The sequence below is a fragment of the Winogradskyella luteola genome (genome assembly GCF_019203985.1).
GTDB classification, from domain to species: Bacteria; Bacteroidota; Bacteroidia; order Flavobacteriales; family Flavobacteriaceae; genus Winogradskyella; species Winogradskyella luteola.
Map to the genome: position 1 here is coordinate 57,473 of NZ_JAGSPD010000009.1, position 22,379 is coordinate 79,851.

23 protein-coding genes are annotated in these 22,379 nt (G+C 34.7%); 8 read left to right on the forward strand and 15 right to left on the reverse strand.

Annotation, left to right across the window (positions count from 1 at the left end):
* Position 1: 1 nt before the first annotated feature.
* The 4 genes from KCG49_RS11585 to kynU all read right to left on the reverse strand — a co-directional run bounded on the left by KCG49_RS11585 (position 2) and on the right by kynU (position 3,853).
* Complete coding sequence (locus tag KCG49_RS11585; protein ID WP_218546692.1) at positions 2-631, reverse strand: hypothetical protein; 630 nt, start codon at positions 629-631, stop codon at positions 2-4.
* A gap of 2 nt (positions 632-633) precedes the next feature.
* Positions 634-1,089, reverse strand: a complete 456-nt coding sequence (locus KCG49_RS11590) for a RidA family protein (RefSeq protein ID WP_218546693.1) — start codon at positions 1,087-1,089, stop codon at positions 634-636.
* A gap of 4 nt (positions 1,090-1,093) precedes the next feature.
* On the reverse strand, positions 1,094-2,515 hold the full coding sequence (locus KCG49_RS11595) for an FAD-dependent oxidoreductase (protein WP_218546694.1): 1,422 nt from the start codon (positions 2,513-2,515) through the stop codon (positions 1,094-1,096).
* A 69-nt stretch (positions 2,516-2,584) separates the two neighbouring features.
* Positions 2,585-3,853, reverse strand: a complete 1,269-nt coding sequence (gene kynU, locus KCG49_RS11600) for a kynureninase (RefSeq protein ID WP_218546695.1) — start codon at positions 3,851-3,853, stop codon at positions 2,585-2,587.
* Positions 3,854-3,995: 142 nt separating this feature from the next.
* Here kynU and KCG49_RS11605 point away from each other — a divergent pair, with 142 nt between their 5' ends.
* A complete protein-coding gene (locus KCG49_RS11605) occupies positions 3,996-4,415 on the forward strand; it encodes a (4Fe-4S)-binding protein (RefSeq protein ID WP_218546696.1) in 420 nt (139 codons plus the stop codon).
* Between the two features lie 228 nt (positions 4,416-4,643).
* Here the strand turns inward: KCG49_RS11605 and KCG49_RS11610 are convergent, their stop codons facing one another.
* Positions 4,644-5,324, reverse strand: coding sequence for a hypothetical protein (locus tag KCG49_RS11610; protein ID WP_218546697.1), 681 nt, complete (start codon positions 5,322-5,324; stop codon positions 4,644-4,646).
* Positions 5,325-5,365: 41 nt separating this feature from the next.
* On the opposite strand from KCG49_RS11610, the gene KCG49_RS11615 reads away from it, so the two are divergent.
* Positions 5,366-6,166, forward strand: coding sequence for a class I SAM-dependent methyltransferase (locus tag KCG49_RS11615; RefSeq protein WP_218546698.1), 801 nt, complete (start codon positions 5,366-5,368; stop codon positions 6,164-6,166).
* A gap of 38 nt (positions 6,167-6,204) precedes the next feature.
* Here KCG49_RS11615 and msrA read toward each other — a convergent pair whose 3' ends face one another.
* Positions 6,205-6,867, reverse strand: coding sequence for a peptide-methionine (S)-S-oxide reductase MsrA (gene msrA / locus KCG49_RS11620; RefSeq protein WP_218546699.1), 663 nt, complete (start codon positions 6,865-6,867; stop codon positions 6,205-6,207).
* 555 nt (positions 6,868-7,422) lie between these two features.
* Between msrA and gyrB the strand changes: the two genes are divergently transcribed.
* The 6 genes from gyrB to KCG49_RS11650 all read left to right on the forward strand — a co-directional run bounded on the left by gyrB (position 7,423) and on the right by KCG49_RS11650 (position 13,691).
* Complete coding sequence (gene gyrB / locus KCG49_RS11625; RefSeq protein ID WP_218546701.1) at positions 7,423-9,372, forward strand: DNA topoisomerase (ATP-hydrolyzing) subunit B; 1,950 nt, start codon at positions 7,423-7,425, stop codon at positions 9,370-9,372.
* A 95-nt stretch (positions 9,373-9,467) separates the two neighbouring features.
* The gene (gene xrtF, locus KCG49_RS11630) at positions 9,468-10,019 is read left to right on the forward strand and encodes an exosortase family protein XrtF (protein WP_218546855.1); all 552 of its coding nucleotides are present in this window, start codon (positions 9,468-9,470) and stop codon (positions 10,017-10,019) included.
* Entirely contained in the window at positions 10,012-10,440 is a 429-nt protein-coding gene (locus KCG49_RS11635) for an exosortase F system-associated membrane protein (protein WP_218546702.1), read from the forward strand. The genes xrtF and KCG49_RS11635 overlap by 8 nt, the downstream gene beginning before the upstream one ends.
* A gap of 49 nt (positions 10,441-10,489) precedes the next feature.
* Entirely contained in the window at positions 10,490-10,903 is a 414-nt protein-coding gene (locus KCG49_RS11640) for an HYC_CC_PP family protein (RefSeq protein ID WP_369680362.1), read from the forward strand.
* 70 nt (positions 10,904-10,973) lie between these two features.
* A complete protein-coding gene (locus KCG49_RS11645) occupies positions 10,974-13,232 on the forward strand; it encodes a TonB-dependent receptor (RefSeq protein WP_218546704.1) in 2,259 nt (752 codons plus the stop codon).
* 81 nt (positions 13,233-13,313) lie between these two features.
* Positions 13,314-13,691, forward strand: a complete 378-nt coding sequence (locus KCG49_RS11650) for a heavy-metal-associated domain-containing protein (RefSeq protein ID WP_218546705.1) — start codon at positions 13,314-13,316, stop codon at positions 13,689-13,691.
* 101 nt (positions 13,692-13,792) lie between these two features.
* Here the strand turns inward: KCG49_RS11650 and groL are convergent, their stop codons facing one another.
* The 9 genes from groL to miaB all read right to left on the reverse strand — a co-directional run bounded on the left by groL (position 13,793) and on the right by miaB (position 22,332).
* A complete protein-coding gene (gene groL, locus KCG49_RS11655) occupies positions 13,793-15,424 on the reverse strand; it encodes a chaperonin GroEL (RefSeq protein ID WP_218546707.1) in 1,632 nt (543 codons plus the stop codon).
* 144 nt (positions 15,425-15,568) lie between these two features.
* Positions 15,569-15,844, reverse strand: a complete 276-nt coding sequence (locus tag KCG49_RS11660) for a co-chaperone GroES (RefSeq protein WP_218546708.1) — start codon at positions 15,842-15,844, stop codon at positions 15,569-15,571.
* Between the two features lie 228 nt (positions 15,845-16,072).
* The gene (secG, locus tag KCG49_RS11665) at positions 16,073-16,423 is read right to left on the reverse strand and encodes a preprotein translocase subunit SecG (RefSeq protein WP_218546710.1); all 351 of its coding nucleotides are present in this window, start codon (positions 16,421-16,423) and stop codon (positions 16,073-16,075) included.
* Position 16,424: 1 nt separating this feature from the next.
* Complete coding sequence (locus KCG49_RS11670; protein ID WP_218546712.1) at positions 16,425-17,345, reverse strand: DUF8458 domain-containing protein; 921 nt, start codon at positions 17,343-17,345, stop codon at positions 16,425-16,427.
* Between the two features lie 3 nt (positions 17,346-17,348).
* The gene (locus KCG49_RS11675) at positions 17,349-17,852 is read right to left on the reverse strand and encodes an LptE family protein (RefSeq protein ID WP_218546713.1); all 504 of its coding nucleotides are present in this window, start codon (positions 17,850-17,852) and stop codon (positions 17,349-17,351) included.
* A complete protein-coding gene (locus KCG49_RS11680) occupies positions 17,853-18,050 on the reverse strand; it encodes a hypothetical protein (RefSeq protein ID WP_218546714.1) in 198 nt (65 codons plus the stop codon). It lies immediately after the preceding gene.
* 96 nt (positions 18,051-18,146) lie between these two features.
* A complete protein-coding gene (locus tag KCG49_RS11685) occupies positions 18,147-19,415 on the reverse strand; it encodes a sigma-54 interaction domain-containing protein (protein WP_218546715.1) in 1,269 nt (422 codons plus the stop codon).
* A 9-nt stretch (positions 19,416-19,424) separates the two neighbouring features.
* Positions 19,425-20,876: a hypothetical protein gene (locus tag KCG49_RS11690; protein WP_218546716.1), complete on the reverse strand. Its 1,452-nt coding sequence runs from the start codon at positions 20,874-20,876 to the stop codon at positions 19,425-19,427.
* A gap of 10 nt (positions 20,877-20,886) precedes the next feature.
* Entirely contained in the window at positions 20,887-22,332 is a 1,446-nt protein-coding gene (gene miaB / locus KCG49_RS11695; protein ID WP_218546718.1) for a tRNA (N6-isopentenyl adenosine(37)-C2)-methylthiotransferase MiaB, read from the reverse strand.
* Positions 22,333-22,379: the final 47 nt, after the last annotated feature.

Consider the following 22,379-nt stretch of genomic DNA (forward strand, 5'->3'; position numbering starts at 1 on the left):
TTTATAATGCATCGCAATGAAAGATAAACAAGATACCTTTTTTGAGAAGTTCTTTCTTTTTTCCCTGAAAATAAGCATTAAGTTCATTATTATATTTAGTGAAATCTTCTTCAAAGGATTTTATTTTTTCTGAAATTTCTGCTCTGTGTTCTAATAAATCGGAATCATCATTCCATGTAATTAATATTAAGCTGCAGTTTTCAGCATATTTTTCGTTGTAAATTGAAGTTGATTTTGGCTTAGTTGTTTTAATAATTTTAAACTTTTCTGGTGATAGTTCAAAAAGTCTATCAGTATTTCCAAAATCCACAAATTCATTAATTCTTATCCGCAAATAATCTTTTAGTTTAATCTGAGTTTTAAAATCATTATTTGTAAAATCCAAAATAGTGCTTCCTATATTTATTGTTACAATGTGTGAGTATAATGCTATCTCATCCTTAACCACAAAATTTTTAAAACTAGCATCAAATTCATTATTAAATTTTTTATAAGTATATAAATAAAAATAACCGTTTATAGTCTCTCCTTTCTCTGATTGAAGATTTAAATGAAAACGATATGCATATCCAGCATCAGCAAATAAACTGAAAGATAACATTAGAAGTATTACTGATAAGAATTTTTTCATATCTAAGATTTTTTGTAAGCCATCACTTTAATTTCAATTACCAAATCTGGATGCGGTAACTGATGCACGGCAACTGTTGTTCTGGTTGGCCCTGATTCCTTATCAAAAAACTCTGCATAAGCTTTATTGTAATCTGCAAAGTCATTCATGTTTACCAAAAAAGAGGTGACATCTACAACATCTTTTAAAGAGGCTCCGACTTTAGCTAAATTCTTATTTATATTTTTTAAAACTTCTTGGGTTTGGGTGTAGGCATTTAGTTTTTTAGTTCCCATTTCGTCAATAATGTCAACACCTGCAATAGTGTTATCTGATCTGCGTGAGCTAGTGCCCGAAACAAAAATGAAATCGCCTACTTGTTTAATGTGTGGGTAAGCTCCTCTTGGTGTTACTTCGGTTCCCTTACCTGTTTTTTCGGTAGATGGAGAAGCAGAAATTTTATTCTTTTTGTTATTCATAATATTATCTCAATCTGGCAACTCTGTCGTCTTCTAAAATTGCTTCAGTTTCTGTTTTTACTTTGTCTAAAATTACTGCAATGTCGTCATTTATGGAAATGACACCATCTGATAGCATATTTAAAATGGCTTTATCTTGTGCTCTTCCTCGTAACATCGCTTGTCTATACCCAATATGCTCATTAAAGGTAACCAAACTATACTTTGAAGAGTAGTCTTCTGGGAATGCTTTTTCAAGAGCCATTTCGATTTTTCGTTTTTCTTGAAATATAGCCTGTCCGACATGGTCTTTCATTTCATGAAAATTATCAATGGCTAAATCAGCTATGGCATCCGTATCTTTCTTTCTGGCTTTTTCGTATTCGGTAAATATCATTTCCCAGCTTGCCTCACCGTTAAGTAAATTTCTTTCATATTGATCTAAAACAGCATCAAATTCTACAACGTCTTCAAAAGAAGCATTCATACCTTGACCATAAAAAGGTACAATGGCATGAGCAGAATCTCCCATTAACAGTGTATTGCCTTTATAATGCCATGGTGAACATTTTACGGTTCCCAGTGGTGCTGTTGGGTTTTCAAAAAAGTCTTCAACGAGATTTGGCATTAATGCCAAGGCATCTGGAAATTCTTTCTGAAAAAATTCAGTTACAATTTCTGGTGTTGCGAGATTGTTGAAATTGTATTCTCCTTCGTCGTAACTTAGAAACAATGTTACGGTGAAACTACCGTCCAAGTTTGGTAGTGCAATGACCATAAAGTCTCCACGAGGCCATATATGAAGCGCATTTTTATATGTTTTATAGCCACCATCTTCTGCTGGTAAAATACTTAGCTCTTTATAACCGTGAGTTAACCAGTCTTGCGAGAAGCTAAATAAAAACTTCTTTTCTAGATAATAGCTTTTGCGTAATGCAGAACCTGCTCCATCTGTAGCGATGATACAATCTGCATCTTCAATAAATTCATCTTCGGTATGGTAGTCTTTGAATAACGCAGTGGTTTTTTCAAAATCTACAGACTTACATTTTTTATTAAAATGGATTTTTACATTTTCGTGTTTTTCTGCTTCAGTTAGTAACAATCCATTGAGTTCACCTCTTGAGATGGAATTAATGTATTCGTGCTCACGACCACTATAGTTAGATAAAAATGTATTGCCTTCTTTGTCATGAAGCATTCGTCCATTCATAGGAATACACAATGCTTTTACTTTGTCTTCAATTCCGACAAGTTTCATGGCTTTATTTCCACGATCTGAAAATGCTAAATTAATGGATCTGCCTGCAGAAATATCTGTACGTCGCAAATCTGGTCGCATTTCATAAACAGTGACATTATAGCCGCGTTGTCCTAATCGTAGTGCTAGTAGGCTACCGCAAAGACCTGCTCCGATTATTAGTATGTTTTGTTGTTTATGTTCCATTTTTGTTATTCTTGACTTTGCAGAAATCTATTTTAGATTGTGGTGTTCTGCCTTTGAAATAATGACAGCTTAGTTTAATATTTCTTTCATTTTCTCAACCATAAGATAAACATCTTCAAACGAATTGTACAAGGGTACTGGTGCACATCTAATGACATCGGGCTCTCTCCAATCACTTATTACCCCAGATTCAGTTAGTTTATCATGCAAAGTTTTATCAGCATTTAATACTTGAATGGATAATTGACAGCCACGTTCGTCTGGATTTTCTGGTGTAATGATTCTTATGACATCTTCTCCTAACTCCTTTAATAAAAACTCAAAATAACCTGTTAGCTTTTTCGATTTTCTTAAGAGTTTCTCCATGCCCACTTCATTGAACATATCTAAAGATGCTTTTATGGCAGCCATAGATAAAATAGGGGGATTACTCAATTGCCAACCTTCAGCTCCAGGCAGTACATCAAATTCGTGGCGCATATTAAAACGTGTTTCTTTGTTGTGACTCCACCATCCTGTAAATCGGTTTAAACTTTTATCGTAAGCGTGTCGCTCGTGTACAAAACAACCAGACAAACTCCCTGGTCCAGAATTTAGATACTTATATGTACACCAAACAGCAAAATCTGCACCAGAATTATGCAAATCTAGATTGACATTTCCAGCACCGTGAGCACAATCAAAACCAACTATACAGTTATGTTTATGCCCTAATTTTGTAATTCGTTTTAGATCGAAGAATTGCCCTGTATAATAGTTGACTCCCCCAATCATTATTAAAGCAATTTCATCACCTTGAACATCTAGTATTTGCTCTAAATCTTCGTAACGTAACAATTCTTCGTCTTCTCTAGGTTTCCAGAGTATTAAACCTTCTTTGTCATCATAACCATGATGACGTAATTGAGATTCAACAGCATATTTATCAGATGGAAATGCATCACTTTCAATGACTATTTTGTAGCGTTCTTTGGTTGGTTGATAGAAGGAAGCCATCATAAAATGAAGATTCGCCGTCAACGAATTCATGGTTACAACTTCAATAGGTTTGGCACCGACTAATTTTGCGGTGCTTTCGGTAAGGAATTCGTGATAAGGTAACCAAGGGTTTTTAGCATCTGTGTGGCCTTCTACACCTAAATTTGCCCAATCTTCCAGTTCTTGATTTATATAGGCTTTTGTTGATTTAGGCTGTAATCCTAACGAGTTACCACATAGATAAATCAATGCATTTCCATGTTTGTCCTTTGGAATATGAAATTGTTGTCTGTAGCTTGATAATTCGTCTAATGTATCTTGTTGTTTGGCGTAATCTAGACCAAGTTTATAGTCGGACAATGTGAGATTGATTTTAGGTTTGTAACAAAAATAAGGATTTAAAGCGTAGGATTAAAGGTGTTTCTTAAACCATAATAATTTTAGTTATCTTTAGGGAAACGAAGTTTAATTTAAAATATTCCTGCTTCCACAGGAAATAGATATGGGAAAGACAAAAGAATATAATAATGGTGATGTAACCGTAGTTTGGGAAGCCGAAAAGTGCATTCATTCAGCAATCTGTGTTAAAAATTCACCTCAGGTATTTCAACCAAAAGATAGACCTTGGATAAAAATTGATGCGGCATCTACAGAAGAAATTGTTGAAACGGTAAAGAAATGTCCATCAGGTGCTTTGAGTTACTATATGACCAATGAAGACGATAAGACCTCTCAATCTTTAGAGACTAAAGTTGAGGTGTTAGAAAATGGACCGCTTTTGGTTTACGGCACTTTAAAAGTGACGCATAAAGACGGCAATGAAGAAACCAAAAACCGAACAACAGCATTTTGTAGATGTGGAGCTTCACAGAATAAACCTTATTGTGATGGGGCACACGTAAAGAAGGACTTTAGAGGGTAATGAGATATTGCTTTTCAGCAGCATTAATTCAACTAAATTATTCTTATTTCACCTTTGGTTTATAAAAATGAGTTTCACAAAAAAAGCACTTTAACTCGTGAGGTAAAGTGCTCGAATATATATAGGCGCACAAGGCGGAAAATGTAAGCTATACGTTTTAGGTCGAAATGACATACGTGAAACTCACACTATAGATCACAAAAGTAATGCCAAAAATTAAATTTAGTGTTACTCTAATGTTATGCTAACATCTGTAAAGTTTAAATTCCAGTTGCCATCATCTTTTTTGTGGTCAATTGCGATTTTAATGCCATTAAAATCTTTATAGTTTTCGAAGGTGTTGGCTAATGATGGTTCTGCTGAATTTCCTTGTCTAAACACCCATTCTTTAATCATGTAATTTCCATCATAATAAATATCATAAGCATCACCTGGGGTATAACCTCCTTCGTTTGGGTAGGTTATGGTAATCATGTCTAACTGTTCTTTGTTAATTGGTGATTCTGCTTTTTCAGGCTCTGAGATTGTAGCAGATGTATCCCAAACTAATTGAAATGGTACCAATAGCCAAAACTTGTCATTAATAAAGCCTCTGTCCACCCTAATATGTGTGCTATCCATTTGGCTTCTAATATATTCTACAGAAGTCTCACCAGCCGTCATTTTTATTTTATCTTGCTTAGGGTTCCATACCCATGATCTGCCTTTTTCTTTTATGGTATCTCTATCGACTTTAAAAGTGAACTTTACTTCCGATACATTTTTCCAATGTTCGTAACCATGTGCATTTGCTATTTTTTCGGCAATGGTTAATTCATTTTTTTCTTCATCAATTACGATGTCTTCCTTTTCGGATTTACAAGCTGAGACTAATAGCAAGCAAATCAAACCGAGATATAATGACTTCATATTAAAAAGTTGTTTTAAATTACATGCAAAATTAACCAAGGATGGAAGAGCGCGCTAATTATTTCAAGGTAAATAAAGATACTTGGAATAAAAAAGTAGATATACATGCCAAAAGCAAGATGTATAAAATGGAGGCTTTCAAAGCTGGAGAAACGTCTTTAATGCCTTACGAATTAAAGGCGCTTGGTAATGTTAGCGGAAAATCGTTATTGCATCTCCAATGCCATTTTGGACAAGATACCTTGAGTTGGAGTAGAATGGGGGCAAAGTGTGTTGGTGTAGACCTAAGCGATGAAGGTATAAAACTTGCTAAACAATTAAATGCCGAATTAAAGCTTGACGCTGATTTTATATGCTGTAACGTATTAGATACATCACAGTATGTTCCACAAAATTTTGATATTATTTATACGAGTTATGGTGTTATTGGCTGGTTGCCAGATTTAAAACCTTGGGCAAAAATGATTTCAGAACGTCTTAAACCAGGTGGTGTGTTTTACATCGTTGAGTTTCACCCTATTCTATGGATGTTTGATTATGTTAATGGCAAGCCAAAAATGAAATACCATTACAATCAAGAAGAAGTTATTTATGATGAGTATGAAGGAACGTATGCCAACCAATCGTCAAAAATGGTAAGCAAGGAATATGGTTGGAATCATGGTTTAAGCGAAGTTGTCAATGCACTTATTGAAGCCGGATTGCAAGTAGAATACTTAAATGAATATGACGAAAGCCCCTACGATGTATTTCCTGATTTACTACAGCAGGAAAATGGCATGTTTAAGATGAAAAATCAGTTGTTTCCTATGATTTTTGAGATAAAGGCATGTAAATTATAGGAGACCTGTTAGGTTTAAAAACCTGATAGGTCTAATAGTCAATGCTTTTCTTCATCCTTTAACAACTCGGGAAACTTAGCTTTAAAACGATTTAGCCTTGGAATAGAAACCGCTCTAACATAGCTTTGGTTCGGGTTGCGTTTTTCAAAATCTTGATGATACGCTTCGCCTTTATAAAACTTTTGAAACGGATATACTTCTGCAGCAATTTTAGCATCTAATTTTTTAGCCAGTGCGGCTTTTTTCTCTTCAATGATTTTCTTTTGCTCATCGTTTTGATAAAAAATAATGGAGCGGTATTGAGAACCTCTATCTGGCCCTTGTCCATTAACTTGTGTAGGGTTTTGAGAGCCGAAATAGACGTCAACTAAAGTGGCAAAGCTCACAACTTCTGGGTCGTAAATAACCTCTACAGCTTCTGCATGGCCTGTGCTACCTGTATTGCTTTTCTCGTAAGTAATATCATCAGTATGTCCGCCAGCATAACCATTAATCACTTCGTCAACACCTTTGACACTTTCGTAAATGGCTTCAACACACCAAAAACAACCACTCGCAAAATAAGCTCTTGCTTTTCCGTCCTCTAAAGGAACAACAACAGGTTCTGCTTCAATAACTTCTTTTTGCTTTGGATTGGTTTGTGCCTGGTTGTGGCAACTAAAAAATAATGCAATACTAAACATGTATAATATTTTTTTCATTCTATCTTGAATTAAAATCAGGCTTATTAATTAAACTCTTGATGTTTGTATTTTTTCACTTTTCTAATAGACGTATAAAAATACAATTCCTTAAATTAAATTTATAAATAGAGTTTTGGCTCAGTTGAAAACGAGGATATACAATCTCCTAATATTAAACCATAATAGGCTTGAAACACGAAAAATTAGAGGTCAAATTTTAACAATTCAAATTCAAAATTTAAGGTTTAAGCCATGTTTGTTTTTTCTTGAATCGAGCAAAGATAAAAAAACAGTGAAATTCAATTTAAGGCACTTTTTAGCCATTTTAAGCCGCTTTTGGGTTTTTAACAATTGTTGATAATTATCACCTTCAATTCCTAAAAACCTTTTATAAAGCGTCATAAAATCGTATATTTGTTAGTATTCAATGATGATGCAATAGTGTCATTTTTTTTTTTAAAATAGCTTAAAATATTTAAGTCAGAGTTGTGAATAATAAAAGCGTTGAATGGTCGTCGTTTAATTACGGAACCAAATTAAAAATTAAGAAATAGTCTAAAATCATTTAATATAATGAGCGAAAAAAGAGAAGAATTTAATAAGGATAATTATTCCGCAGATAGTATACAGGCCTTGGAAGGCATGGAGCACGTAAGAATGCGTCCATCGATGTATATTGGTGATGTTGGTACACGCGGTTTGCATCACTTGGTATATGAGGTTGTAGATAACTCTATTGATGAAGCGCTTGCTGGACATTGCGATAATATTACAGTGACCATAAATGAAGATAATTCTATCACTACAGAAGATGATGGGCGTGGTATACCGGTTGATCTTCACAAAAAAGAAGGAGTTTCTGCCTTAGAAGTCGTAATGACAAAAATTGGTGCAGGTGGTAAGTTTGATAAAGATTCTTATAAGGTTTCTGGTGGTTTGCACGGTGTTGGTGTAAGTTGTGTTAATGCTTTGTCCGAACATCTTAAAGCGACCGTTTTTAGAGAAGGTAAAATTTATGAGCAAGAATACGAACGTGGTAAAACTATGTATCCTGTTAAAGTTGTTGGCGAAACTGATAAGAGAGGAACTACAGTAACTTTTAAGCCAGATCCAACTATTTTTACCCAAACCTTAGAATATAACTACGATACTTTAGCAAGTCGATTACGTGAATTGGCTTACCTAAATAAAGGTATTACCATACATTTAGTAGACAAGCGTCACAAGAAAGACGACGGCGAATTTGAAGGAGAAACATTTCATTCTGAAGAAGGACTTAAAGAATTCATAAAATTTTTAGATGGTAACAGAGAACCTTTAATGAAAGACGTTATTGCTTTTGAAGGTGAAAAAAACGGTGTGCCAGTTGAGGTAGCTATGGTGTACAATACCTCTTACGCCGAGAACTTACATTCGTACGTAAATAATATTAATACGCACGAAGGTGGTACGCATCTTTCTGGTTTTCGTCGTGGATTAACACATACTTTAAAGAAGTATGCTGATGGTTCTGGGATGTTAGACAAGTTAAAGTTTGATATTTCTGGTGATGATTTTCGCGAAGGTTTAACGGCCATTGTTTCTGTAAAAGTACAAGAACCACAATTTGAAGGACAAACCAAAACGAAATTGGGTAACAGAGAAGTTTCGGCATCTGTATCGCAAGCCGTTTCTGAAATGTTGACGGATTATTTAGAAGAGCATCCAGATGATGCCAAAACCATTGTTCAGAAAGTGATTTTAGCAGCACAAGCGCGTCATGCAGCGCAGAAAGCTCGTGAAATGGTGCAACGTAAAACTGTAATGAGTATAGGAGGTTTGCCTGGTAAATTGTCCGATTGCTCTGAGCAAGATCCTTCTAAATGCGAGGTATTTCTTGTTGAGGGAGATTCTGCAGGTGGTACAGCAAAGCAGGGTAGAGATAGAGCATTTCAAGCCATTTTACCATTAAGGGGTAAAATTCTTAATGTTGAGAAAGCCATGCAGCACAAAGTGTTTGAGAACGAAGAAATCAAAAATATCTTTACTGCACTTGGTGTAACTATAGGTACTGAGGAAGATCCAAGAGCTTTAAATCTATCAAAACTAAGATACCATAAAGTAGTGATTATGTGTGATGCTGATATTGACGGAAGTCACATCGCAACACTAATCTTAACCTTCTTCTTTAGGTATATGAAAGCATTAGTTGAGAATGGTCATATTTATATAGCAACACCACCTTTATATTTAGTTAAAAAAGGAGCAAAGAAACAGTATGCATGGAGCGATAAAGAACGTGATGAAATTGTAGCTGATTTTGGTGAAAGTTCTAAAATTCAGCGTTATAAAGGTCTTGGTGAAATGAATGCAGAACAACTTTGGGATACCACAATGAACCCTGAGTTTAGGACGATGCGTTTAGTGCAAATAGACAATGGAGTAGAGGCAGATCGTATTTTTTCTATGTTAATGGGAGACGAAGTGCCACCTCGTAGAGAGTTTATTGAAAAGAATGCGATTTATGCAAACATTGATGCATAATAAATTTTCTATAAAGCCAAAACCGCATAGATTCTATGCGGTTTTTTAGTTTAAAATAATTGATTTAGTACCTATCTTAGCAAAAAAAACAAAAGATTAGAGAACTTATAACTAAATACAAACTCGTTATCCGTTTCATAGTAACCTTCTTGTTGGTCTATGGAGTACTGACACTTGGGTATTATTTGTATTTAAATTTATCTGACGGTTCTAAGTTCTACCCAGATTACATGACCAACCTGGTGGCTCATCAAACAGATGCTTTAATCAACAGTGTAGGTTATGAATCTAAAGTGATACCACATTCCAAAGAGCCTTCAATGAAAGTTATTATAAATGGAAAATTTGTTGCACGGGTTATCGAAGGTTGTAATGCTGTAAGTGTAATCATTTTGTTTTTGTCATTTATTATGGCTTTTGCAGGCAAACTTAAAACCACATTACTCTATTGCTTTGCAGGCAGTATTATTATTTATACGTTCAACCTTCTACGTATTGTAGTTTTGTCTGTTGGCTTGTACCATTACCCATGGAGACGAGAGCTGTTGCACGAAATCATATTTCCATTATTCATATACGGAACAGTATTTTTACTTTGGATGGTTTGGGTTAATCGTTTTTCAAAATCCATAAAAGCTAATGCCTAAGCTAACACGATACATATTAGTTTTTCTGTTATTCCTTGTTTTGGTTGCCATACGTGGTTTTGAAGACTATCTGTTCTACGATCCCTATTTAGAATTTTTTGAAAGCGATTATTTGTATATGGACAATCCCAGACGCGAAATTGCCAAGCTAGTCTTTTATACTAGCTTCAGATATGTGTTGAATACTTTAGCGTCTTTAGGTATTCTTTATCTTATTTTTAATGATAAACCAATGCTAAAGTTCTCTGTTTTGCTTTATGGTATCGCTTATGTGTTATTGCTCATTCCATTTCTCTATTTTGTGATTCATCATAAGCAAGAAGATTACTATTTGTTTTTCAATATTAGACGATTTTTAATTCAGCCAATTGGGTTACTATTGCTGTTACCGGCTTTTTATTATTACAAACTCAATCGTTAAGTATTTTATAATTTCTCGTTTAATTTTGGGAATTTTGTAATTTTGTAATGTGAAAAGTTCTACATCACATAAAAGTTTTTCAATTCTATTGTCACTGTTGGTTTTAGTGTCGACGCTGTCATTGACCATAGAAAAACATTTCTGTGGAGGTGTGTTGGTTGATATTGCTATATTTACAGAAGTTGAGAAATGCTCAGATGATGTTACAGGCACTACTGAAAATAATATCGCCAAAAAGTCTTGTTGCAAGGATGAAGTCGATGTCTTTAAAGGTTTAGATAAAGTCACCACAAATTCGTTTGAAGATTTAGACGATATTCAAAAACAGATTTTATTAGCTTACAGTTTTTCATATATCAATCTTTTTGAAGGCCTTCCGAATTTAATAATTCCGCATAAAAATTATAAACCTCCAATACTCTTCAAAGACATACAGGTCTTAGATGAAACTTACCTTATTTGATTTAGTATAGCTTTTATTAGAAAGTGCACATACTCATATGTGCTAAATGTTATACCTAAAAATCAAATAAATGAAAAAATATTTAATAATAATTTTTTTGTTCTTGTCACTTGTTATATCTGCGCAAGAACAGCTTAAAGGCATTGTTTTAGAAACAAGTACGTCTAAAGAAAGTCCGTTGCCTGGGGCTAATGTCTATTGGTTAGGCTCAACAATAGGCGCTATAACAAATGAGGATGGTACATTTTCTTTACCCTATAAGTTCTCGTTTAATAAACTGGTTATAAGCTATGTTGGTTTTAAAACGGATACTTTAGTGGTAACCGAAAACAAGTATATAAAGCATGTATTGCAGGCATCAGATGAGTTGGATGCTATAACTGTAACCTCTCGGAAAAAAGCAACTGCAAGATCGTATTTAAAAGCAGAAAACACGCTTTTTGTTAGTAGTGACGAGCTATTAAAAGCGGCTTGTTGTAACCTTTCCGAAAGTTTTGAAACCAATCCGTCAATCGATGTTAATTTTGCTGATGCTGTTTCGGGTACACGCCAAATAAAAATGTTGGGGCTTAACTCGCCCTATATTTTAATAGCTACGGAAAATATACCTGCCATTCGTGGGGCATCTCAGGCTTATGGCTTAAGTTTTATACCTGGTACTTGGGTAGAGAGTATTCAAATTACCAAAGGCGCTGGTAGTGTGGTTAATGGTTTTGAGAGTATTGCAGGTCAGATTAACGCCGAACTTGTTAAACCCAGCACAGATAATAAGTTGTTTGTAAACCTTTATGGAGCTTCAAATGAGCGTTTGGAGTTGAATACACATTTTAATACTAAGGTGTCAGATAAGTGGAGTACAGGGTTATATATACATGGTAATACACATCAACAAAAGCACGATGTTAATGACGATGGTTTTTTGGATATGCCATTATACAATCAAATTAATGTAATGAACCGTTGGCAATATACCAATACGGAAAAAGGAGTAGTGAGCTTTATCAATTTAAGATATCTAAATGATGAAAAGCAAGCTGGTCAGCTGAGTTTTAATCCAGATAATTTTGATCCAAGAAATACTGGGCCGCTGAACGAAGTCGAAGCGTGGGGAAGTGAAATTAATACCGAACGTTTTGAAGTCACTACTAAGTTAGGCTATGTAAATCCTGAAATTCCGTATCAGAGTTTAGGGTTTCAAACTGCGTTTAGCCATCACAGTCAAGATTCATATTTTGGTCTGAATTTATACGATATTCAGCATAATAGCTTTTATTCAAATTTAGTATATAACAGTATTATCTCAGATTCGCGCCATAAAGTAAAAACAGGATTAAGTTTTACATACGATCACTATGATGAGCTGGTAAACACCCAAGAGTTTGAACGAACCGAAAATTCTGTGGGAGCGTTTTTTGAATATGCTTACGATAACTTAGATAAGTTGACGATGACTGTTGGCGTACGAGTTGATCAGCATAACAGATTGGGCTTTTTTGTAACGCCAAGATTGCATGTTCGATATACCCCGTGGGAAAAATCAGCACTTAGAGCATCTGTGGGAAGAGGAAAGCGAAGTGCCAATATTTTTGCTGAAAACCAGAATCTATTTTCTAGCTCTAGGCAAATAAATATCTTAAATTCAGGTGGAAAAATTTACGGCTTGGATCCAGAAATTGCCTGGAACTATGGCGTAAGCTACCTACAGGGTTTTAATTTGTTTGGTCGATCTGCTGATGTAACTTTTGATTTTTATAGAACCGATTTTCAAAATCAGGTTGTGGTCGATTGGGAAAATCCTTTTGAAATTAATTTTTACAATTTGGAAGGGGAGAGCTACGCCAATAGTTTTCAGTTCGAATTTAATTACAATGCTTTTGAAGGTTTTGATTTAAGGACAGCCTACAAGTATTACGATATAAAAACAGATTATAATTCTGGTAAATTAGAAAAACCGTTGATTCCAAAAAATCGAATATTTGCTAACGCATCTTACGAAACAAATCAAAATGAGAATGGAAGCCAATGGAAATTTGATACCACATATAATTGGTTAGATTCGCAACGTTATCCTAGTACAGCTTTGAGTGCGCCAGAATTTCAATTAGATGAGTACTCACCGACAGTGGGAACACTAAATGTACAAATCACAAAAGTGTTTTCTCCCAAATTTGAAGTATATTTAGGTGGTGAGAATGTAACTAATGTTAGGCAACCGAATCCTATTATTAGTCCAGATGATCCGTTTGGTTCAAATTTTGATAGTAATTTTGTGTATGGTCCAATTTTTGGAAGTCTGTATTATGCAGGATTGCGATATAAAATACAATAAACCCGTATTTCTGCGAAAGTAGGAATCTGAAAAAACGAATAGTAATATTCCCATTTTTATGGGAATGAAAATAAATTTTCAATGAAACAAATAATTTTAATAGTTACGTTATTAATAACTACAATAACTTTTTCACAAAACAAAAATGCTAAAACCATCATTGAAGTCGATGGTATTTGTGGTATGTGTAAAGAGCGCATAGAAAAAGCCGCCATTAGAACCAAAGGTGTAAAATCAGCCGTTTGGAATGTAGATACACATGAGCTAAAATTGATTTATGATGAACGTAAAACAGATTTAAAAACCATATCGCAAAAAATAGCTTCTGTAGGTCACGACACTAAAGACGTAAAAGCCACTGACGAGCAATATGCATCGGTTCATCCCTGTTGCAAGTATCGTGATAAAGATGTGGTAGAAGACCACGAAGGAGAAAAGAAATCGGATAATGAAAACTAAATTAAAAGCCCTTGATAAAAATCAAGGGCTTTTTTCATAATATTTATACTCATTAGTTATTATTCAATAAAAATGAGTTTGTTGCTTGTCCGTGCTACGGACTACATCATACCTGGCATTCCGCCTCCACCCATAGGTGGCATCGCAGGAGCATCTTCTTTAATATCTACTAAAGCACACTCGGTTGTTAAGATCATACCAGCAACAGAAGCTGCATTTTCTAATGCAATACGTGTCACTTTTTTAGGATCTATAATGCCTTCCTTAAGCATATCTACGTAGGCTTCGTTTTTAGCATCGTAACCGAAATCTTTCTTGCCTTCCAGTACTTTGTTGATTACTACAGAGCCTTCACCACCAGCGTTTTCAACAATAGTTCTTAAAGGAGATTCAATCGCTTTATTTACGATTTGTACACCAGTAGTTTCGTCTAGGTTTTCTGTTTCTAATTTTTCTAAAGTCTTTTTAGCTCTCACTAAAGCGACTCCACCACCAGCAACGATACCTTCTTCTACTGCAGCACGTGTAGCATGTAAGGCATCATCAACACGGTCTTTCTTTTCTTTCATCTCCACTTCAGAAGCAGCACCAACATAAAGTACAGCAACACCACCAGCTAATTTTGCTAAACGTTCTTGTAGTTTTTCTTTATCATAATCTGAAGTTGTAGTTTCTATCTGAGCTTTAATTTGATTTACTCTAGCTTTAATATCAGATGACTTACCTTCACCATTTACAATTGTGGTATTGTCCTTGTCAATCATTACAGATTCTGCTGTACCTAACATCGAAAGGTCAGCATTCTCAAGGGAGAAACCTCTTTCTTCGGAAATCACAACACCACCAGTAAGGATAGCTATATCTTCTAACATGGCTTTGCGTCTATCTCCAAAGCCAGGTGCTTTTACCGCCGCAATTTTAAGTCCGCCACGTAATTTGTTTACTACCAAAGTTGCTAAAGCTTGGCCTTCAACATCTTCTGCTATGATTAATAATGGACGACCAGATTGTGCTACGGGTTCTAAGATTGGAAGAATCTCTTGTAAATTCGTAATTTTCTTGTCGAATAATAAAATGTATGGATTCTCCAAATCAGCAATCATCTTGTCAGAATCCGTAACGAAGTAAGGGGATAAATAACCTCTGTCAAACTGCATACCTTCTACGACATCTACATAAGTGTCAGTTCCTTTGGCTTCTTCTACAGTGATCACACCTTCTTTACCAACTTTACCAAACGCTTGCGCTATCAGTTCTCCAATAGTACTATCGTTATTAGCCGAAATTGAAGCGACTTGCTCAATCTTTTCAGATGAGTTTCCTACTTTTTTAGCTTGCTTTTCTAAGTCTTTTACAATTGAATCAACTGCTTTGTCAATACCGCGTTTTAAGTCCATTGGGTTGGCACCAGCAGCAACATTCTTAAGCCCTTCTTTTACAATTGCTTGCGCTAAAACAGTTGCAGTCGTTGTTCCGTCACCAGCTAAATCGTTGGTTTTAGAAGCTACTTCTTTTACCATTTGCGCACCCATGTTCTCCAATTCGTCTTCGAGCTCAATCTCTTTTGCTACAGAGACACCATCTTTGGTTACCTGAGGAGCTCCGAATGATTTTCCTATAATTACATTACGACCTTTTGGTCCTAAAGTAACTTTTACTGCGTTTGCTAAAGCATCAACGCCACGTTTTAACCCGTCGCGCGCTTCAATATCAAATTTTATATCTTTTGCCATAATTGAAATTTTGTTTTAAATTTTAAAATCTCAAAAACCAAATACTAAATCCCAATAGGGAATAAGCATTTCAATTTTTATTGATTTTGGAATTTGTTTTTTAGTTTTTATTTATGAGATTCCTGCTTGCGCAGGAATGACAATCTAGATTATTGCCAAGATGTCACTCTCTCGCATCATTAAATAGTCTTTACCTTCAAGTTTAAGTTCTGTGCCTCCATACTTTCCATATAGTACAGTGTCACCAACGTTTACAGTTAAAGGTTCATCTTTTTTTCCGTTGCCAACAGCAACAACAGTTCCCTTTTGCGGTTTTTCTTTTGCATTATCTGGAATGATAATACCAGAAGCTGTTTTTGTTTCAGCTTCCATAGGTTCTACTAGAACGCGGTCTGCTAAAGGTTTAATGTTTAAAGCCATTTTTTAATATATTTTTTAGTTGTTTAATTAAAGATTACGCTAAAGCGTATTTCGAAAATTATGCCAATGAATGCCAACTGACAAAGTTTCAGATTTATTTGGCATTGCCATGGTATATTATTGTGAAAGATTCTGAAACATTGAGACGGTTTCAGCACAAGAAAATTCATAATAAAAAAAGCCAACCATTAGGTTGACTTTAAATTATATAACTAAAAGGATCGATTATTACCCTCCTATTGAATCATTTAAATTTGTTGTGTTATCATCCGTAGATTGAGGTAATGTTGCAGGTACGTTAGTAGCATCGTCTTCATCATAGGCTTTTGACTCAACTACTGCTCCAGAGTCTATAGTAAGATTAGAAGCTAGTATTAACAAAATAAGTGCTGTTGCCAAAAACCAAGTACTTTTATCTAAAAAATCACTTGTTTTCTTTACACCACCTAATTGTTGTGTGCCACCACCACCAAATGATGACGATAAACCTCCACCTTTAGGATTTTGTACCATAATCACTACTACTAGCAAAAAGGCTACTATGACAATTAGTATTAAAAATATTGTAAATGCACTCATTTTATATTGTATTATTATCTTTTAATTCTTGCACCAATTTTATTTGGTCTGCAAAGAAACTACTTTTTTCTGGATATTTCAAACTTAAAATCTTGTAAGATTGAATGGCTTTATCGTAATTTTTTTGTTCCAAGTAAATACGTGCTAAAGTTTCTGTCATTAAGCTATCAGAAACAGCATCTTTATTATTTACCAACTTAGGTTTCGGTGTGTTATTGGAAACTGGCTTTATTTTTGGGTTCTCACTTATAAATTTGTCTATAATGGCAAGCTTACTTTTAAGAGAATTTGTGTTTTCTTTTTCTGAAGATGTATGCTGAGACTCATCTTCCACTTCAGTTTTGTCACGCACAATAGGTTTAAAACTCGTGATTTTTAACCATTCGGTAAACGAATGATTTTCAGATTTGTCAAACTCAAGAGGTTTACCAATGTTTAATTTATTTTCTGGTGTAATGTTGTCCACATCTACGGCAATGATGGTATTTTCGACCTTTGGTAAAGGCGTGTTCTTTGCCTTGAATAAATTAGGGTCTAAAACACCTTCGGTAGCTTTGATGTGTTCTTTTAGGGCATCGTCAATAGTAACGCTTTTATTGACTGAAATATCATCAACCCCACTCACTTCAATAGACTTAATGTATTCAGAGTTTTGTTTGATTTGATTAGATATTTCATTTTGATTAAATTCTTCAGAGGTAATATAATCGAACAATACACTTCGATCTGCTGTGTGAGCTGCTGTAACTTTTAGGGCGTTGTTATATTTGTAGCTTTCCTTTTGTTTAAGGCCTTTGAGGTATAAAGCTCTTAAGGATTGAAAATAAGGGTATTCTTTTATTTTGGTATAAAGCGCATCGGACTGTGATGCTGTAACCGCTTCAGGATGCTGTAAAAGATATATGAATTGTTGAAGCTGCATCAATTACCAATTTGCTAATGAAGCATTAAAAATGTCTTGTGTTAAACGTTCAAAAATAACTTCGAAGGCTTCGTCTTTTGTTCCACCTATTAATTGTGCGTTTGCATCAAAATCGAAAAAGAACGAAAAACGCTGCTCAAAATCTTTCTCCTCATCTAATGTATTAAAATAGCGTACGTTAACACTGATTGTTAATCGGTTTTGTGCCGCTGTATTTTGAGCTGTAGCTGTCATGGGCGCAATACGATATTCAGTAATTTCCCCTTCAAAAATTAAGTCGCCACCAGTATTTACTAAACTTAAATTAGTTTGGTTTTGAATCAAATCTTGAAGTGCATTAGTGAAATCTATATCCAAACCTGGCTCTACCAAATCCGCATTGTTTTGAAAGAAATTAACCTGAAATGTTTTAGCATTACCTGTGTCTGCACCAGTAAATGAGTAAATGCCACAACTTATATAAGTTGAGAAAAGAAAGATGAAAAAGAGATATTTTAATATTTTCATTTAATAGGTATTAGGTCGTTTCATAGTTACAAAAGCATAGATATAACCAGCATTATCAGCGACATCAAAATCTACATTAATGAGACGATAGCCTTTATAGTGCTTTTCGTTAATTAAATCCTCGGCTTCCTGCCTTATAGCTTCCGAGCTGTTTCTGGTAAACGACTTCCTTATCATAAATATTTCTACCGCTTTCATTCGCTAATTTCTATTTATTTTATTGGTCTCATGGAATCAACATTACATTAAACTTTTAGAAGAATAAATTGTTTTGGTAGATTTCATAAACTTTTCTTAAAGATCGTATTGCTTTATTTTTCTGTAGAGCGTACGCTCACTAATACCTAATTCTGCAGCGGCTAACTTACGCTTTCCGTTATGACGTTCTAATGATTTCTTTATCAATTCTAGTTCCTTGTCTTGTAAAGATAAGGTTTCTTCTTCTTCGATTTCTTCAGCAAAATGGTATTTATCTTCAATCTCTGTGGTGACCGCATCATCATTGTCGTTGTGTTGAGGTATGGATAATACTTCTAGGTCCTCTACTGTTGTGGTTTCAAAATCTTCATCTTTATCGTCGCCATAAATTTTCTGAATGAGGTGTTCGTTATCTTTTTGCACATCTGAAGCACTGCCGTTTTTCATCAGTTCCATAGTGAGTTTCTTGAGATCGTTGAGATCACTTTTCATATCAAACAAAACTTTATACAAGATTTCGCGCTCACTACTAAAATCACTTTCAGATTTGGAGTTATTGACTACCGCAGGTAAATTATTTCCCGTATTTGGTAAATAATGTTGAAGTGTAGCAATATTAATAGTACGATTGTGTTCTAAAACAGAAATTTGTTCAGCCACGTTTCGTAATTGCCTAATATTACCATTCCAACGGTATTTTAATAGTAGGTTAACCGCATCGTCGGTTAACTTTACGGTTGGCATTTTATATTTTAAGGCAAAATCGCTAGCAAACTTTCTAAATAATAAATGAATATCGTCCTTACGCTCACGTAATGCAGGCAAGTTGATCTCTATTGTGCTTAAGCGATAGTAAAGATCTTCACGAAACCTTTCCTTTTTAATAGCCTCAAACATATTAACGTTTGTGGCTGCCACTATCCTTACCTCTGTTTTTTGAACCTTACTAGAACCTACTTTTATAAATTCGCCATTTTCTAAAACACGTAATAAACGGACTTGTGTGGTTAAGGGTAGTTCTCCAACTTCATCTAAAAATATGGTGCCACCATCAGCGACCTCAAAATATCCTGAGCGTGTTTGTGTTGCACCTGTAAATGCTCCTTTTTCATGACCAAACAATTCACTATCAATCGTCCCTTCAGGAATGGCACCACAGTTAACAGCAATGTATTTGCCATGTTTACGATGCGATAGTTGATGTATGATTTTTGGGATGCTCTCTTTTCCCACACCACTCTCACCAGTGACCAATACCGAAATATCCGTTGGTGCCACTTGTATCGCTTTTTCTATGGCGCGATTAAGTTTTGGGTCATTCCCAATAATACCGAAGCGTTGTTTTATGGCTTGTATGGATTCCATTTTTTTGATTTATTCATAATAATATTGTAGCCTATGTGTAGCGTTACTATCTGTACCATAATCTAGAATAAGGTTTAATGGCAATCCATTATCTTGATTTATAAAGTCTGAATAAAAAGTAAAATTACTATTATTAAGTGCCTCACTTGATGATGCAATTCGTGAAACATGATTATTTGAGAACTTATCGTCTGATATTAATGTATAATAGCCCACCGTACCTGATAGAATACGATTTAAATAAACTGAATTATAAACATCGTTCATGGGATTAAATGAACTATCTGTGTATTGGTAGCCAGTAGAAAATCCAGAATCAAATATGACCTCTCCATTAGCATAATACTTATAGTACTGAACATCAGTTAATTCAGATAAGGAATTATAAAAATATGTTTGTTCAGAATATCTTGGTGGGTTGAAGTCATAATCGAAAGTAACCATAGACTCGATTTTACCATTTGCATTAAATTGATATTCGATAATTAATGTATTTGTTTCATCAAAAGCACTTATTAAATTGCCTGTGTGTTGATATGTTATTGTTGAGCTTATTTCACCATCTACACTTACTATTCTTGAAGTGATTTGATTATTAGAATTATAACTGAATGTTGTTACATTGGTAAAATCATTAGTATAATTAGTAACACTTATCAAATTATTATTACTATCATATTCAAACATTGTTTTCAGATTACCAGATGCATCTTCAGAATGGTCAAAAAGTCTCTCACCGTTAATTGTTGAATAAAAATATCTAGTTAGTAGTATATCTTCATAACCTTGAACACTACTCACGATTGAATTTTCAAGTACTTCAGTAACATAATAATAGTCCACTGCAAAAAACCTCACTTCTTTTAGGACATTTCCTCCACCATAAAAATCATTTGGGTCTAAAGGATCTGTGTTGTCATTAATTTCATGTAGATTATTTCTGCCATCACGATCACAATCTTGACTATTCCATGGTATAGAAGTTTCAGACGAAATATTAGAAAGTAAAAAGCTACATATATCTAATGTATCTGTACCATCAACTAATTCTTGACCATTAGCTACACTATCACCATCGCAATCAAATTCGTTCCATGATTCCTTTGGCTGAACACTTTGCCTGTCTTGAATGTAGTCACATTTATCTAATGGTGAAGTGAAATTATCATCTAAATTTTCATCGCCATCAAAATCTAGTTCATCTTTATTTTTAACACCGTCTCCGTCGCAATCTGCATTTCTCCATGTATTAGAAGTGTCTGGATAATATTGGTGTTCCAAAACAAAATTGCACTTAATTTCAGGATCAGTACCATCAATAATTTCTTGCTGATTGGTAACTCCGTCTCCATCCACATCGTTTGGATTAACTTGCTCGGTTTGGTCATTTGAAGCTTCATCATCATTAGCACAAGAGAATGCTAAAAACAATGTCATTATACAAAAAATAAAGTTTTTCATGATTTATATTTTAATTATTATCTGAATAGCCAACTGCCTCACCAAGCAGAGTAGCACTGGTGCAATCTGTTATTTTTACATTAACAAAATCACCGGGCTTATAGTGCTCTTTCGGGAAAACAGCAACAACGTTCTGGCTGTTTCTGCCTGCCCAATGAGCATCGGATTTTTTTGAGGATTTTTCAATTAAAATTTCTTCAACTTTGCCAACATGCTGTTGCGTTCTGTAGAGGCTATGACGACGTTGCAATGCTTGTATTTCATTAAGACGACGTTGTTTAACATCTGCTGGAATATCATCTTCCATTTTACGACCAGCCAAAGTTCCTGGTCTTTCGGAATAGGCAAACATAAAACCATAATCGTACTTAACGTACTCCATAAGGCTTAAGGTATCTTGATGGTCTTCTTCTGTTTCTGTTGGGAAACCAGCAATCATATCTTGGCTAATACCAACATTTGGAATGAGTCTTCGAATATTATCAATAAGCTCAAAGTATTCTTCTCGTGTGTGCAAGCGGTTCATCTCCTTTAAAATACGATTACTTCCACTCTGTACAGGTAAATGGATATAGTTACAGATGTTTTTGTAAGCTGCCATAGTTTCTATGACATCTAAGGTCATATCCTGTGGATTAGAGGTAGAAAAACGAAAGCGCATTTTTGGTTGTGCTTTTGCACAAAGCTCTAAGAGTTTTGCAAAGTTAACAGCCGTAGCTTTTTGTAATTCTGAAGCTTTTTCAAAATCTTTTTTCAAACCGCCCCCATACCACAAATAACTATCTACATTTTGTCCTAAAAGCGTTATTTCTTTAAAGCCTTTAGACCATAGGTCGTTAACTTCTTCTATAATACTTTGCGGGTCTCTACTGCGTTCTCTACCACGAGTAAAAGGGACTACACAAAACGTACACATATTATCACAACCACGAGTTATGGACACAAAAGCACTGATGCCGTTACTGTTTAATCGCACAGGTGAAATATCTCCATAGGTTTCTTCTTTAGAAAGAATCACATTAATGGCTTCCCTGCCTTCTTCGACTTCCGCCAAAAGATTGGGTAGGTCTTTGTATGCGTCTGGTCCCACCACCAAATCCACAATCTTTTCCTCTTCTAAAAATTTGGTTTTTAAACGTTCTGCCATACAACCCAATACACCTACTTTCATGCTTGGATTACGCTTTTTAACCTTGTTGTAATAGGTTAAACGCTTTCTAACGGTTTGTTCTGCCTTATCTCTAATAGAACAGGTATTCACCAAGACCAAATCTGCGTCTTCAATACTTTTAGTGGTGTTAAAACCTTGTTCCGATAAGATTGAAGCCACAATCTCACTGTCACTAAAGTTCATTTGGCAACCATAGCTCTCAATAAAGAGTTTTTTTTCGTTACCCTCTTTTTGGTCTAAAACTAAAGATTTACCTTGTTTATTTTCGTCTATTATCTTTTCCATAATATATCCCATGAAAATGGAAATCTTACCTTAATTAATTTTTGTCA